The organism is Agrobacterium pusense, assembly GCF_013285525.1.
Classification (GTDB): Bacteria; Pseudomonadota; Alphaproteobacteria; order Rhizobiales; family Rhizobiaceae; genus Agrobacterium; species Agrobacterium pusense.
The window spans coordinates 100552-115094 of record NZ_CP053858.1 but is presented as its reverse complement, the minus strand read 5'-3'; the positions used below and the strand labels follow the sequence as shown (position 1 = coordinate 115094).

Annotated in this window: 13 protein-coding genes; 9 read left to right on the top strand and 4 right to left on the bottom strand. The window is 56.8% G+C overall.

Annotated features, from left to right (window positions below; genetic code table 11):
• Positions 1 to 15 precede the first annotated feature (15 nt).
• Together HQN82_RS23625 and HQN82_RS23620 are read left to right on the top strand one after the other, a co-directional pair.
• Positions 16 to 195: a CbtB domain-containing protein gene (locus HQN82_RS23625; protein WP_020808383.1), complete on the top strand. Its 180-nt coding sequence runs from the start codon at positions 16 to 18 to the stop codon at positions 193 to 195.
• 10 nt (positions 196 to 205) lie between these two features.
• Positions 206 to 895: a CbtA family protein gene (locus HQN82_RS23620; protein WP_045534773.1), complete on the top strand. Its 690-nt coding sequence runs from the start codon at positions 206 to 208 to the stop codon at positions 893 to 895.
• A gap of 295 nt (positions 896 to 1190) precedes the next feature.
• Here HQN82_RS23620 and HQN82_RS23615 read toward each other — a convergent pair whose 3' ends face one another.
• Entirely contained in the window at positions 1191 to 1916 is a 726-nt protein-coding gene (locus HQN82_RS23615) for a cysteine hydrolase family protein (protein WP_045534772.1), read from the bottom strand.
• A 146-nt stretch (positions 1917 to 2062) separates the two neighbouring features.
• Positions 2063 to 2581, bottom strand: coding sequence for a Dps family protein (locus HQN82_RS23610; protein WP_111791601.1), 519 nt, complete (start codon positions 2579 to 2581; stop codon positions 2063 to 2065).
• 249 nt (positions 2582 to 2830) lie between these two features.
• Here HQN82_RS23610 and HQN82_RS23605 point away from each other — a divergent pair, with 249 nt between their 5' ends.
• Both HQN82_RS23605 and HQN82_RS23600 read left to right on the top strand, forming a co-directional pair.
• A complete protein-coding gene (locus tag HQN82_RS23605; protein WP_064263922.1) occupies positions 2831 to 4360 on the top strand; it encodes an aldehyde dehydrogenase (NADP(+)) in 1530 nt (509 codons plus the stop codon).
• A 408-nt stretch (positions 4361 to 4768) separates the two neighbouring features.
• Entirely contained in the window at positions 4769 to 5392 is a 624-nt protein-coding gene (locus HQN82_RS23600; RefSeq protein ID WP_064263923.1) for a nucleotidyltransferase family protein, read from the top strand.
• Between the two features lie 333 nt (positions 5393 to 5725).
• Here HQN82_RS23600 and HQN82_RS23595 read toward each other — a convergent pair whose 3' ends face one another.
• Positions 5726 to 6802 (bottom strand): sensor histidine kinase, encoded by a 1077-nt coding sequence (locus tag HQN82_RS23595; RefSeq protein WP_160297381.1) that lies wholly within the window; start codon positions 6800 to 6802, stop codon positions 5726 to 5728.
• A 524-nt stretch (positions 6803 to 7326) separates the two neighbouring features.
• Between HQN82_RS23595 and HQN82_RS23590 the strand changes: the two genes are divergently transcribed.
• Positions 7327 to 10059, top strand: a complete 2733-nt coding sequence (locus HQN82_RS23590; RefSeq protein ID WP_173616105.1) for an ATP-binding protein — start codon at positions 7327 to 7329, stop codon at positions 10057 to 10059.
• Positions 10060 to 10083: 24 nt separating this feature from the next.
• On the opposite strand, the gene HQN82_RS23585 is transcribed toward HQN82_RS23590, so the two are convergent.
• The gene (locus tag HQN82_RS23585) at positions 10084 to 11001 is read right to left on the bottom strand and encodes an MBL fold metallo-hydrolase (protein WP_052686829.1); all 918 of its coding nucleotides are present in this window, start codon (positions 10999 to 11001) and stop codon (positions 10084 to 10086) included.
• Positions 11002 to 11264: 263 nt separating this feature from the next.
• On the opposite strand from HQN82_RS23585, the gene HQN82_RS23580 reads away from it, so the two are divergent.
• The 4 genes from HQN82_RS23580 to HQN82_RS23565 all read left to right on the top strand — a co-directional run bounded on the left by HQN82_RS23580 (position 11265) and on the right by HQN82_RS23565 (position 14521).
• Complete coding sequence (locus HQN82_RS23580) at positions 11265 to 11927, top strand: TetR/AcrR family transcriptional regulator (RefSeq protein ID WP_234904960.1); 663 nt, start codon at positions 11265 to 11267, stop codon at positions 11925 to 11927.
• 323 nt (positions 11928 to 12250) lie between these two features.
• Complete coding sequence (locus HQN82_RS23575) at positions 12251 to 13093, top strand: alpha/beta fold hydrolase (RefSeq protein WP_020808370.1); 843 nt, start codon at positions 12251 to 12253, stop codon at positions 13091 to 13093.
• A 153-nt stretch (positions 13094 to 13246) separates the two neighbouring features.
• A complete protein-coding gene (locus HQN82_RS23570) occupies positions 13247 to 13429 on the top strand; it encodes a hypothetical protein (protein ID WP_111791598.1) in 183 nt (60 codons plus the stop codon).
• A gap of 231 nt (positions 13430 to 13660) precedes the next feature.
• Positions 13661 to 14521: an aldo/keto reductase gene (locus tag HQN82_RS23565; protein ID WP_045534800.1), complete on the top strand. Its 861-nt coding sequence runs from the start codon at positions 13661 to 13663 to the stop codon at positions 14519 to 14521.
• Positions 14522 to 14543 lie beyond the last annotated feature (22 nt).

Here is a 14543-nt window from a genome sequence, read left to right as displayed (position 1 = left end):
GACAGAGGAACCGTTATGACGACAATTACTGAACAAAAAATCGCCCACGTACGAGCGCCAGCAAAAGCGCTCGCACTACTCATGCTCGGCTTTCTGGGCGTACTGCTAGTTGGCGGTGTGGGCTTCGCCGGAATCCCAGCAGTCCACAATGCCGCCCATGATGTCCGTCACACCCTAAGTTTTCCGTGCCATTGAGGTTGATGCAATGGCCTATCTTCAAAAGCTCTTCTTCGCGGCGATAATCGCGGGATCCATCGGCGGCATTTTCGCCTCGGCGCTCAATATCTCGATTACTGTGCCGATGATCCTCCAAGCAGAGATATCCGAGCATGCGGCTGAACACGCCCATGCTGGCGAACAGGGGGGGCACGAGCACCCTGAGATGTCCGTATTCGCGAGAAACACGTTGACCGTCGTCGGCATGATGCTGGCGCATGTCGGCTTCGCGCTTATGATGACTGTGCTCGCCGAACTAAAAGGGAGCTTGGCCTCTTGGAAATCCGGTCTTGCCTGGGGCGCTGCCGGGTACCTTATCTTCAGCCTCGTTCCCGCACTTGGCCTTCCGCCGGAGCTTCCCGGGATGCCCGCCCCGGACCTCCTTCAACGTCAGGTTTGGTGGATTACTTGCACGGCCTGCACTGCCGGCGCGATCGTGTCCGCCGTCAACTATCGTAGTCCTCTGGCCCTCATTGCTGCGGCGGTTCTTGTGGCAATGCCATTCCTAATTGGCGCTCCAGCTGCCCCAGAAATGGAGACATTGGTGCCCGCAACTCTGCACCATGAGTTCGTGATCGGGACCCTTGCGGCAAACCTCGTGACTTGGCTCGTAATGGGGCTGTCCCTCGGGATGATAAGGTCTCCTGCACGTCCGCGGTTGGCGACGCTCAGCAGCTAGCCAATCTTTACAGGTGACAAAGCCCCTCGCGTATATACCGAGGGGCTTTCCGTGATCCGCCGCCTTGTTGAACCCGACATACGGCGATGACCTTGGCGATCGCTGCCAAGCAATGGCTCAGCGACGATCCCGCGGCGAGCCCATACTCCCGCCACCACCGGTATTCTCCGGACCCGAACGGCCCGCTCCGGGCAGGCCGCCGGTGCTGCGCTCGCAGCGCAATCTCGTCTAGAAGCGTTCGCCCTCGCTGCCTGATGTCAGACAGGCAATCCCGCCCCGAAGGGCGGGGAAGCCCTTAAGCTTTGCGTGCAGCTAATTCAAGGTGATTTGAAGCCTCGTCGGTCGTCCATAGCGCGTTCGCGAACCACCGGAAGTTTACGAGGGCCGCCATGTAGGCGTCTCCCTCGGGTAGTTTGCTGCCCGCAGTGGCATCGCGTACCACGGCAACTTCGAACCCGTGTTCCACGAAGTCGCGAAGGTGTGACTCGACGCAGAAATTGGCTGCCATACCCGCAAGGATAACCTTGTCGATGCGCTTCTTTCGCAGTTGGAAGATCACGTCATTCGTTTGTGGCCCGGCAATCTTGTGGGGCGAGCAGACGATGGTCTTTCCGTCCTCGATGTATTGCTTATATTCAGGCATCCAATCAGCGCCTGATCCGTCGAAACCTTCAAGTGAGAGCGGATCACGACGGTCGAACATACGCAGTTTGTGCATGAGGGTCTCACCTGTCGCGGCGAAGTCCCAGCGATGATCGACCGGGTAGTAATAATGCGGTGAGATGACGACACTGATGCCGGCTCGCTTCGAGTTTTCGAAGAGGCGGCCGATATTCTCCACGGTATTGTGCTCGGTGATGCTCTCACCAAATGCACCCCAAGCTGCCCCCTTGGGGCTGAGAAAGTCGATCTGAGGATCAGTGATCACAAGAGCCGTGGTCGACAGATCGATATCGAACTCTACCTTGGGAAGCGCAGGGTTTTCCGGATCCTTATACGCGGTTGGAATTACGCTGGTCATTGGAATCTCCTAAGGTTGCCACCGAGACTCGGCCCGCTGGCGTTTTGATGTGCATTAGTGGTACAGCCGGCTTGAAAGCCCAAACCCGCGCCAACCGGGCTTGCGATGTTGGCAAGGTTGTAGCCGTACGGAAAGTTGGCGTTCACTCAGCGGTTGGTGTCACGCAGGATCTCAAAGAGAAACCAGACTCGTTGCTCGCCTTCATCAATCCAGTTCTCCAGAAGGCTTGCCGTTGCTATGTCAGCGTGCTCATCGCAGACGCCATGGAGGTTGCGCAAGCTTGCAACAAGGCCGGCATTGTCTTCACGGAGTTCGGCCAGCATTTCATGAGGATGAACAAAATCGGCGTTGTTGTCGGCAATACGCTGGCGCGTTGCGATATCACCGATAGACCTGAGGGTGGGTCCACCGAGCTTGCGAACCCTTTCTGCAAGCGGGTCAGTCATCGCCAGCAACTGCTCGCCGTGCTCGTCAAGCATGAGATGGTGGTCGCGGAAACTCGCGCCGCTCATATGCCAGTGAAAGTTTTTGGTCTTGAGATAGAGCGCAAACACATCGGCGAGCAGCGTCGTAGCAGCGGCAGAGATGTCCTTAACGGCATCCTCGGACAAGCCTGTCGGCGTCCTGAGGCTTGCCATACGGCGTAAGTGTAGCTGTTGGTCCATGTGAGGTTCCTTGCGTTTGCCGCGGTCCCGAACCACAATATGCGTTCCGTCGGGCCGATCTGAGTACGCACGGACTATGCGAGCGTTGAGCGCGGAGATCTTGCAAATATCGTCTCCAAAAACCGATCGTCTTGCGTACGAGCGGAGCGGATCCGCCAATCACGTTCACATCAACGCTGATAGTAGACAATTAACTGAAGCGACGGTCGCGCAGACGATGTCGGCATAATCGAAATCGGAGAATGACAAATGGCTATCAAGGGCGAACTTCTAATCGGCGGCGAGAGCTTCTCGGGCAAAGGAACGGCGTTCTTTGCCATCGAGCAGACGATTGGCAACCGGCTGGGCCGGGCCTTTCATGGAGCGACACCAGATCAGGTAGAGAAGGCGTTGGCGTTATCTTGGGAAGCATTTGGGACCTATCGCGAAACAACGCTGGAGGAACGCGCTCTATTTCTTGAACGCATCGCCGAGAACATCCTCGATCTCGGAGACGAACTGGTGGAAAGGGCTAGCGCGGAGACGGGGCTTCCTAAAGGCCGGATTGAAGGCGAACGTGCGCGCACCGTCGGGCAATTGAAGCTTTTTGCAAAGGAGGTGCGGGACGGTCGTTTTCAGGAACTTCGGGTCGATCCTGCTGACCCCGAGCGGAAGCCCAACGCGAAGCCTGATCTCAAGCTTCGCAACATCCCGTTGGGTCCTGTAGCCGTGTTTGGGTCCTCGAATTTCCCGCTGGCTTTTTCCGTCGCAGGTGGTGACACGGCTTCTGCCCTTGCTGCGGGATGCCCGGTAATCGTCAAGGCTCATTCGGCCCACCCGGGCACTTCCGAGCTGGTCGGAAGGGCCGTTCAGAAAGCCGTCGCCGATTCCATGCTAGCCCCGGGCGTATTCAGCTTGCTGTTCGACGCCGGGTTCGAGGTAGGCCAGGCGTTGGTCGCAGACAGTCGCGTCCGTGCGGTCGGATTTACGGGTTCCCGCCGCGGAGGTCTGGCTTTGCTCGATATTGCATCGCGCCGAAAGCAGCCGATCCCTGTTTACGCGGAGATGAGCAGCATAAACCCGGTGATTATTTTCCCGGCTGCTCTTGCGAACCGAGGAAATGAGATTGCGAAGGGGTTCATCAGCTCACTAACGCTTGGCGCTGGCCAATTCTGCACAAATCCAGGCCTAGTTCTTCTAGTCGAGGGAATGGGTCTCGATGAGTTTCTGAGCAAGGCAGCGACCCACATCGCGGAAGCGGCAGCCCAAACGATGCTGACCGCCGGGATCTGTGATGCTTTCCGACGTGGAACTGCAACGCTGGAGTCCAAGTCGAGCGTTCAGGTAGTAGGTCGAGGAAAACCTGGAACCATGATCGAGGGCCAAGCGGTGCTTTTCGCGACCACAGGATCGGCATTGATTGAAGATGCCCAGCTTCAGGAGGAAATCTTCGGTGCGGCTAGCCTTGTGGTCCGTTGCGCGAATCATGACGAACTTCAGCGCGTTCTCACCGCGCTGGAAGGTCAATTGACGGTTGCCCTTCACATTGACCAAGATGACTTTGAGATCGCAAAACCGCTCATTCCGGCCCTTGAACTGCTAGCGGGACGCCTGCTAGTGAACGGTTTCGCAACGGGTGTGGAGGTGTCGCCGGCCATGGTCCACGGGGGCCCTTATCCGGCGACGTCCGACGGTAGGTCCACCTCGGTCGGCACGATGGCGATCTATCGGTTCCTGCGGCCCGTTTCCTACCAGGATTTCCCTGCGTCGTTGACGCCCTCCGCGTTCAACAAACGATAAAGACACCAACAACGGCAAAAACTTGTGCGCAAGGCCCTTTTGCCCGAAAAGGAATGACCTCGCCTTGTCGCCGATGGCCGACCGAGGCGGCCCATGTGCCGCGGCGCTGAAGTCCATTCACGCTGATCGAGGCACATATTGTAGGCGCTGAGCGGCTGCCCGGTGGTGACGCCAAAGGCAGGTCCCGGCGAGGGAAAAGACCGATACGGGACACGATTCGACCTCTGGCTACCCACCCCGCAGTCAATCGTGGATATGGTACTTCGGGAACTTCAGCTACGTTAGAACTCTCCTTCTGCAGAAATATGTACTGTTGATCACCATCTTTAGTCGACACGCGACTGGAACGTTCAATCAAGTCGCCAGCCTCGGCGTTATGCGCGGACGAAAATCCTCGCTTAGAAGGAGTTGACGGACATTCTCGAGCAGCACCCAAAAGTCACTATCATCTTGCTGGCAGCAGGAAAGGCCAGTCGCTATGGAAGCGACGAGGACAATAAACTCCTCGCAGAGTTCGAGGGCGTTCCACTCGTGAGACGGACTGCCTTGCGCGCAAGCAAAAGCAATGCCAATTCCGTTGTCGTAGTCGTTGGCTTTCAGGCCGCAGACATCATTTCGGTTCTTGCCGGCCTTCCAATCAACATAGCCACTAACCGCGATTTCCCACTTGGGATTTCCAGTTCGTTGATGGCTGGATTGACGATGCCGGAAGCTCGCTCCGCGGATGGCGTGTTGGTCATGCTGGCCGACATGCCTACGATTTCAACAGTGAATCTGAATTCGGTTATTGACGCATTTGCCGCTGACGACGGACGATCGATTGTCGTCGCGGCACACGGAGGCGTTCGCGGGAACCCGGTGATCATTCCAAAGTCGTTGTTTGGCGACCTGATGTCCCTCGAGGGCGACGTGGGGGCGCGAAATATCATTCGACATTCAGGCATTCCGATTGTCGAAGTTGAAATCGGAGCGGCCGCCCTGCACGATGTTGACACGACTGAGGCGGTCATCGCGGCAGGCGGGACCGTCTAACCGTTTCAATCAAGACCGAATATGCCCTTGTTCTCCGGGACCTTCAGACTTTAGAGGAACGCGGCCCGCTCACCTCGTTGAACCAGAACAACGAATAAAGCGCTTCAGGAATTCGTAAAGAATCTCTGGAAACTGATGTGATATAACGTTGAGGGTGACAGAGCGCTCCAAGGTGTTCTCCTTCGCGATCTGACCACTCGGGATATACCCGGATTTTCGACCCTCGTGGGTTGGAGTGTTGATCAAGTTCAGAGGCAAGCACCGGAACCAGCGGTTTTTCAGAGCGCCTCGGCACTGTGAAGCCAATAACGGCGAAGGTGGGCCTTCTCGGCCCTACCCTATCACTGGGAATTCAACCCGGATCGCAATGCCATTGTCATTGAACTCCCGTTCGATGCGCCCGCCGAGTCGATCCTCAATCAAGCGACGAAGGAGGACAGATCCGTCACCCGCGACTGGCGAGCTCGAACAAGACGTCCCGTACTCGCGCCAACGGACAGACAACCAATTGTCCGTTTTCAGCCAACCCACCTGGACATGACCCGTTCGAATCGACAGCGCTCCGTGCTTGAGCGCGTTTGTGGCCAGCTCGTTCATCACAATCCCGAGCACCGTTGCATCAGAGCTGCAAAGTAAGACCTGCTCGCCCTCCAGAGCAATCGGATCCCCTTGCGAGCGCTGGTACGGAGACAGCACCCGGGTTAGAAGACCAACGAGATCCGGGGGGTGCCCGGTTTCCCGATCGAGAAGGTCATGTACCGCAGATAGTGCTTTCAGGCGCGCTCCCAGATCATCAGCGGCGTCGGCATCCAATGTCAGCCTAGCAACTCCGATCACGCTGGCGTATGCATTCTTGAGTCGGTGCGCGAGCTCTCGATGCGACAACCTGATGGATTCAATAAGTTCTTTAAGCTCGGTAATTTCTGCTCCTGATTTCAGCCGCCGGAGAGCTGCGCGCCCAGCCATATCGAGGGCAGATGCAACCTTCAACTCGAACTCGGTCGGCGTGCGACGCGGATGCCAATATGCCGCTATTGCGAAACCCGTTTCCGATGGAGCCAGACGCATTGTCAGCTTGTAACGCATTTCTGTACCCGATATTCGGAGCGCCTCCCCCGAAATCGACTTTCCTCTTATGCCCCCGTGCAGGGTCACGTATCCGTGTTCAGAGATATCGATTTTATTGCCGACCCAATGCGGTACAGATGCGTCTTCCGCAACGCAATGATAGTCATCTCCGCTTCTTCGTATTATGACGATACCCTCCGCAGACATCAATTTATTTGCCGCGGAGCGCATCTTGGTCAAAACCTCTTCCGGCGTCGTGGCTGTCGACAGATAGCCGATAGCCTCAATGAGACTATAAACCTGTTGCTGGACCGGCGTGCCGAGTTCACGTGGGGCAGTCATCTCGACCTCCATTATCGAATGTCAGACAATTAACTGGCTCGAGCGTTTGAAAATTGGATGATTGGGCCTCCGCAAAATCACGACATATGGTCACCGCCGGTTGTGGCTATGTCCGTAGCGTCCCAAGCCAAGTGTGGATTGGAGTGGAAATCAGGTTTGCGAAATTGAGGGATCTCAATTTACGTCATATGGGATAAGCAACAGCCGGGAGGTGAAGTGCGCAGCCCGGACCAGATTCAGTTGCTCAACACATGTGGCCAAGAATTTGCCTTGCACCTCAAAACCTGAACAGTCATATTTGAAACCTTCGACAAAGCCGACGCATGGTCCGACGCCCAAGGTGGTGAAACCACAAGTCAAAATGCGTTGAACCATACACATGGATAGTTGCGTAGACGAATGATGCAGCCTTATTTTGGGTGCCGTCGGAACTGGTTCCACTCCAGTCGTCTTGCTGAAGTATTTTACTAATTAATATCTTGCGAACGTTGGTACCTGCCCTGACGTTCCATCCCGAGGTGAATGTGACTATCTATCGGTTTGGCGAATTCGAACTGGATCCAGGCCAGCGCCGGTTGAGCAAGGGCGAGGCAGCCATACGCATCGGCGCGAGAGCTTTCGATGTACTGACGTGCCTGCTCGAGAAGGCCGGAACAGTCGTCACGAAAGAAGAGATCATCAGGACCGTATGGCCGAGCACGTATGTCGACGAGGCTTCGTTGCGCGTCCATATGGTGGCACTTCGCAAGGCCATCTACGATGGTGAGCAAACGCTTTGTATCGAAAGCATACCGGGACTTGGATACAAGTTTGCCAAGCCAGTTTCCACGATCACCGATGATTCCTCTGCCAGCACAGCGCCTACGACACGCTACGGCCTGCCGGCAACGGTCGTGCGTTTGATCGGACGGGATGAGTTCCTCGCACACAGTGTGGAATTGATGCGCTCGATGCGGCTGATGACGATCACGGGGCCGGGAGGCATCGGAAAGACTTCGGCAGCAATCGAAATTGCCCGCTCCCTCGCCACTGAGAACAACAGTGTCGTCTTTCTCGACCTCGCAGCCCTCTCCAACGGGGAATTGATAGTCTCGCACCTGGCGTCGTCGCTTGGCCTAAGCGTCTTTTCGTCGGACCCCATGCCTGGCATCGTTCAAGCGTTGGGGAATTCGCGTACCGTCCTGGTGTTTGACAATTGCGAACACCTGATCGACAGCTGCGCCGGCGTCATCGACAGGCTTCTTCAACTAACACCCTCCACCTCTGTAATCGCTACAAGCCGCGAACCCTTGAGGATCGCTTCGGAGAAGGTCCGGCTCCTGCCTAGCCTGGAGGTTCCGAAGAAAGACGATCTGCCCTCCGCCTGTCACGACTTTTCCGCACTGGAACTCTTCAACGAACGTTTGATTTTCGCCACGGGCCAGAATGGGCTTACCGAAATGAAAGACATTTCGATTGCCGCCGATATTGTCCGCAGACTAGACGGAATCCCGCTGGCGATTGAACTAGCGGCATCACGTGTGGCAGGGCTTGGCCTTCAAAACACAGCCTCTTCCCTCAGTGATCCGATCAACACCCTCTGGCGCGGTCGCAGGACGGCCCCTCCCCGACAGCAGACTCTGAGGGCGACAATCGAGTGGAGCTACAACCTACTCACAACTGAGGAGCGACTTCTACTCAACTGCCTTTCGGTGTTCGCAGGACCGTTTACAGGCGATGCGGCTTGGTCGATAGCCAGGGATTTTCTCGATAGAGAAACGTTCTCGGACGCGCTTTCCGCCCTGCGGTCGAAGTCGCTGGTATCGACATCCCGCGGCGACGGGCGCCTTCGTCTATTGGAAATGACCCGTGCCTTCGCTCGTAGGCAGCTTAACGCCGGCGAATTCGCGGAAGCGTGCGGCCTGTCACATGCTCGTTGGGTCGGCGCGGAACTGGAACACGCGAAAGCTGGGTGGCGAAATCTCGATAAGTTCGAGTGGCTTCAAGCGCACGGCGACCTCATCAACGATATCCGCGCCGCGCTTGACTGGTGTTTCGACACAGGTCAGCGGAAATTGTGCTTCGAGATCACGGCCGCATCTCATATCCTCTGGACACAACTGGGCTTGATGAACGAGCAACTGAAGGTCGTCGAGCGGGCTATGGCACTGATGGAAACGACCGCCAACGTTGACCCTCTGATCGAGACTCAGCTTCGTTCGACGCTGGGCCTCGTGCTCTTCCATGTGAGAGGGTTGCGTGCGGACCAACAAGCGCTGCGAGAATTCGAAAAGGCGGCTGAGATCGCGGAGACGATCGGCGACCACGTCGAGATCGTCAGGGCTCACAGTGGGAGATGCGCAATCATAACAACCCAGGGAAGATATGCGGAGGCTGCTGAGATCGCGCTTCAGCTGGAGTCCAAGTTCGGCAAGCTTGCGCATGGCGCCAGCAGCAGAATTCTTGCCATGAACACCCACTTCCTCGGGCAGCATGAGAAGACCCACCAGCTTTGCACTCTGGCCGTCGAAGCCACCCGCGGGCCGATCGGCCGCACGCTAACGAGCGGTGCCGGATTCGATCAAAAAACGGTCGCACTGATGTTGATGGCCAAAACTTCCTGGATCCAGGGATTCTCGCAGCGCGCGATTTCTCTCGCGGACGAAGCCATCGCCGAGGCTCTGAACCTGGACGATGCGATATCAATATGCCTTGCGATATATGTTTCTGCGTTTCCTGTGTATTTCGGTCTGGGTGAATTTCAGGTTGCGCGACACCATCTCGCACTTCTTCGAGAACTGTCGACGAAACACTCGATGTTCAGGTCGCAGCTTTGGGCAGATGCCTTCGAGCTGCTGTTCCCGGAATCAAACGCCACGACAAGGCAGTTCGAAACCGCATTCGTTGGAGACACCAACGGGTCCCGGCTCGAGACGGTGATAACGCTTGCAGGAGAGCGCTGCGGAGCGGATCTGGTGGATTGGGCGCTCGCCGGGAATGCGGGCTGGTGCCGTCCGGAACTCCTCAGGATAAAGGGCGATATCGTTCGTCACAGCGATCCCGCAATGGCACGCGACCTATATTCCCAAGCGATCGCTGGCGCGATCACTCAGAAGTCACCGCTCTGGCAACTGAGAGCCGCCAATAGCAACGCTGAATGGTTGCAGGATGACGAACGGTCGACTTCGAAGCGGATGATAGAGGCAGCGCTGAAAGCGTTCCCGGAAGCACCGCCCAGAATAGAGCTTCAAACCGCAGAGCGCTTGCTCGCCTTATAACAGCTGGCATTTCCGAGTGAGGATCTAAGCGAGCGAGTTATGCATGGGTTCGGTAATCGTTGACGAACCCTCGTCAAGACCGATGCATGCAAAACCCTTAGCGCTGTGGGAAACGCAACACGCGCCGCGTCCTGCAAAGTGCGCGGGCAACAAAACACTCCCCCTGTCAGAGGCACGCTCAAGGACACGTTTACGTGTTTTCGTGGCCTGGTCGGCATCAAAGCAGAACGCGCTGCTCCATTCAGGGTAATAGACCTGAATCGGATGATGAATAATGTCACCGCTGAACAGCCCTTCCTGATCATCGTCGCGGAGGGCGAAAAGAAGATGGCCAGGGGAATGACCGGGCGAATCTTCGGCAAAGAGGTTGTCCCCGATCTGAAAACCGCCGTCGACAAGCAGTTCCTGGCGACTTTCGACGATCGGAAGGATGCTGTCTTTATACAGTAGAGAGCCCCAGGCTGCGAACGAACCGCCGCCCTCCACCAAGAGGGCATCGTAGTCGGTCTTCGACATCACGTATTTTGCGTTCGGGAACGTCGGGACCCAACGCCCGCTTGAAAGGCGGGTGTTCCATCCGACGTGGTCGGCATGTAGGTGAGTACAGAGGACGTAGTCGATTTCTTCCGGGCGGACCCCGGTCGACGCAAACCGGTCCATGTAAGGGGTGTCCAGCATGTCGAACAAGGGAGCTCCGCCTGGCCGCTGCTTATGGTTGCCCGTGCAGGTGTCGATGAGAATTTTGTGATGCTCCGTCTCTACGAGCCAGCTGTGGCACGACATCACCAACCTTCCGGTTCCCCGGTCAAGATAACGCGGCTCGAGCCAATTGAGATGCGGAGCCACCGCTTCTGCCGACCAATCCGGAAGCAAGTCCCGCGGCATGAAAGCCGGCCCGCGATATTCCTCCACCCGTGTGATTTTAACAGAACCAATTTTCATTTCGAGGCCTCGCCGTGAACCAGACATCAAGCGAACAGGCCACCGCCAAGTGATATTGTACAATCGAGCACTTTTAAACGATCAGCGCGTATTTTCTGTGTTTGCGTATCCGATGCCGCCTGTGTAGCGTCTGGTCCTGCTGGCGCGAGGGCTTCGTCAAATTGGCAGGCGACCGCCAATGTGCTGGCGACTTTGACGAGAGGCCGGCAGCTTGAATGCAGTCATTGAGGTCGTAAGATTTGTGAATCTTAAGAAGGCCGCGGATGCGTACCAGCCATCAGCGCCGACATTTCACCCCCCAAACGCTGCAGTTTATGCCAATGATCCCTATTGATCAGGGAAAGGAGACACAAATGCGTCCAACGACGAAGGAGAGGCTCGTCAACGCTGGGGCAGATCGTTTCCGTGAACTGGGCTACTCAGCTTGCAGCGTACAGGAAATCGTTGATCAGGCGGGCGTCCCCAAAGGCAGTTTCTACAATCACTTTAAGACAAAGGAAGCTTTTGCAGTCGAGGTTGTCGCGAACTACGTCGCCTCGACACGACGTGACATTCTGAAGGATTCTGGCACCACTCCCTTGAACCGGATCGCGCACCACTTCCGTCACCTGTTGGAAAGCCACGAAAAAGCACCGTACAATCGGGGTTGCCTGATCGTCAATCTTACCGCGGAAACGTCCGATAGCATTCCATTGCTTCGCGAAACCCTGAACGCATCGCTGACGGACTGGATTGATTTGCTCTCCGAAACCATTCGGGAAGGCCAAGCCGGCGGAGAAATCAAGAGCGACCTTGAACCGGCTAAATTCGCCCGCTTCTTGATAGATGCCTACGAGGGAGCGGTATTGAGGATGAAGGTTAGCAACGCCAATAACGCGCTTGAAAACTTTTACTCGATTGCGATGTCGTTGCTGGCGGCGAGCTAAGGGGGCGTAGCGTTCGCGTTGCTCTTTAGAAATCGTTTCTTCGTTGCGAGTTCGAACTTCTCGCTCGCAACGGTTTCTCTGAAATCAGCCATGCGCAATGAAAGCGCTATGCGGCGGGATGTGACAATATCGCCGCGTCCGGTGCCCCTATTTTCACTCCATCAACTCTGACCGAGATGGAGTCTCCGGTGACAAACGATTTTAACCTGGCCCTTTCCCGTAGACAGACCCTCATGGCGGGCGTGGCCGCGTCGCTTGTGATGGCGGCACCCGGCCTTGCAGCACAGAAGCAATCCCAAACCACCCACAACGGAGAAGTTTCGATGACCGATGGTTTCGTAAAAACCAAAGACGGCGTGAATATCTACTATAAGGACTGGGGTCCGAAGGACGCCCAACCGATCGCGTTCCACCACGGCTGGCCGCTCTCGTCCGACGACTGGGATGCCCAGATGCTGTTCTTCCTGGCGCATGGCTATCGTGTGATTGCCCACGACCGTCGTGGTCACGGTCGCTCGAGCCAGGTCGCCGATGGTCATGACATCGACCACTACGCAGCTGACGCCGACGCGGTGTACCAGCACCTCGATCTCAAGAACGCCGTCCATATCGGTCACTCGACGGGCGGTGGCGAGGTGGCACGATATGTCGCGAAATACGGCGAGCCTCAGGGCCGTGTCGCCAAAGCCGTTCTGGTGAGCGCCATCCCGCCATTGATGCTCAAGACCGCTTCTAATCCCGGTGGTCTGCCGATCGAAGTCTTCGATGGATTGCGCAACGCGCTGGCAGCAAACCGCGCCCAGTTCTTCCTCGATCTGCCGACCGGCCCGTTCTACGGCTTCAACCGCGACGGCGCGACCGTATTGCAGGGAGCGATCCAGAACTGGTGGCGTCAGGGAATGATGGGCGGAGCAAAGGCTCACTATGACGGCATCAAGGCCTTCTCCGAGACGGATCAGACCGAGGACCTGAAAAAGATCACCGTGCCGACGCTTGTCATGCATGGCGACGACGACCAGATCGTTCCGATCGACGACTCGGCCAAGCTCTCGGTCAAGCTCCTCAAGAATGGCACCCTCAAGGTCTACCCCGGTTATCCGCACGGAATGCTGACGACGCATGCCAACGTTATCAACCCCGACCTCTTGGCCTTCATCAAGGGTTGATGTTTCAGCCTTCTGTCAATCCGCGGCGGACGAGATCCGTCCGCCGCCCAAACACGGAAATCGAGCGCAAAGTGTGCCCATGTATGGGCGTTGTCACTTGACCGCTCCCGTGCCCGGCGTCTCGCATCGCGCCCAGTCGCCCGAAGGTGCTCCATGCGATTTCAAAAATCCCGAGAGAACTTCGAATTCTTTATCGTCGCCGGTCTGTACGGCTTGAGCATCGTGTCGGTCGTCACGTACGCCGCCATCGATATCGCTGGCCATCAGGTTAAGGCGGACACATATGCCGCTCGCGCAGCAACACCCAGCGATGCCCTGATCGGCCACCGCCACTAGGGCCATTTGCTCGAGAGTGAATTAGAAACGCCTCTGCCCCGTTGAGGCAATCTCGGGCAGGGGCATTTCCACAGCAGACAGGATGCGGCCTTAAAAACGCGTCCACCGCCGCCAGTCACGAGTGAGCGCGATCGTACAATTCACAAGTCTGCACGCGCAATAATCTGATCATAAAGTTCGTTGTCGCCGTGTCATGGCGGCCACAGATTGCCGAACATCAAGGAGGCCAGCATGTCCACGACTCCAACTGCCGATCACGGGAAATTTAAGATCGGGAACTACGAAATTAACCGGCTCGGCTACGGTGCTATGCGGATCACAGGCTCAGGCGTGTGGGGACCTCCCACTGATCGCGTCGGCGTCCTGGGCACGCTGCGGCGGCTTCCGGAGCTCGGTGTCAATTTCGTGGATACGGCCGACTCCTACGGTCCCAACGTTTCCGAAGAACTTGTGAGGGAAGCATTGCATCCGTATCCAGGAATGTTGATCGCCACGAAGGCGGGCCTTACTCGCAGCGGCCCCGGCCAGTGGGGTCAAAACGGACGCCCGGAGTATCTGGTAGCGCAAGCGCACGGAAGCTTGAAGAGGCTCGGAGTGGAGCGCATCGGTCTCTGGCAATTACATCGCATCGATGCGCGCGTTCCCGCGTCGGAACAGTTCGATACGATCAAAAAGCTGATTGACGCCGGCACCATCGAGAACGCGGGCCTGAGCGAAGTCTCGGTTGATCAGATCAAGCAAGCTTCGAAGTATTTCAAGGTTGCGACGGTGCAGAACCGCTACAACCTTATCGATCGCGAAAGCGAGGATGTGCTCGAATACTGCGAGCAGAATGGCATCGGCTTCATCCCTTGGTATCCGCTCGGATCGGGTGAGTTGACGCGCAGGGGTTCCGTCCTGGATGAAATCGCGCATGCGTATAAGGCGTCTCCCACGCAAATTGCGCTTGCCTGGATGCTCAGGCGGAGTCCTGTCATTCTTCCCATCCCCGGAACATCCAACGTGCATCACCTTGAGGAAAACGTCGCCTCGCGTGACATCACGCTCTCGGATCCGGACTACGAAACGCTGAACGGCATCGCTGCTGCGTAAAATATGGGACTGTCGCGCGCGG

Coding starts and splice junctions, on each gene's coding strand:
- HQN82_RS23625 (WP_020808383.1), top strand. CDS start 16: ATGACGACAATTACTGAACAAAAAATCGCCCACGTACGAGCGCCAGCA.
- HQN82_RS23620 (WP_045534773.1), top strand. CDS start 206: ATGGCCTATCTTCAAAAGCTCTTCTTCGCGGCGATAATCGCGGGATCC.
- HQN82_RS23615 (WP_045534772.1), bottom strand. CDS start 1,916: ATGACCAGCGTAATTCCAACCGCGTATAAGGATCCGGAAAACCCTGCG.
- HQN82_RS23610 (WP_111791601.1), bottom strand. CDS start 2,581: ATGGACCAACAGCTACACTTACGCCGTATGGCAAGCCTCAGGACGCCG.
- HQN82_RS23605 (WP_064263922.1), top strand. CDS start 2,831: ATGGCTATCAAGGGCGAACTTCTAATCGGCGGCGAGAGCTTCTCGGGC.
- HQN82_RS23595 (WP_160297381.1), bottom strand. CDS start 6,802: ATGACTGCCCCACGTGAACTCGGCACGCCGGTCCAGCAACAGGTTTAT.
- HQN82_RS23585 (WP_052686829.1), bottom strand. CDS start 11,001: ATGAAAATTGGTTCTGTTAAAATCACACGGGTGGAGGAATATCGCGGG.
- HQN82_RS23580 (WP_234904960.1), top strand. CDS start 11,265: ATGCGTACCAGCCATCAGCGCCGACATTTCACCCCCCAAACGCTGCAG.
- HQN82_RS23575 (WP_020808370.1), top strand. CDS start 12,251: ATGACCGATGGTTTCGTAAAAACCAAAGACGGCGTGAATATCTACTAT.
- HQN82_RS23570 (WP_111791598.1), top strand. CDS start 13,247: ATGCGATTTCAAAAATCCCGAGAGAACTTCGAATTCTTTATCGTCGCC.
- HQN82_RS23565 (WP_045534800.1), top strand. CDS start 13,661: ATGTCCACGACTCCAACTGCCGATCACGGGAAATTTAAGATCGGGAAC.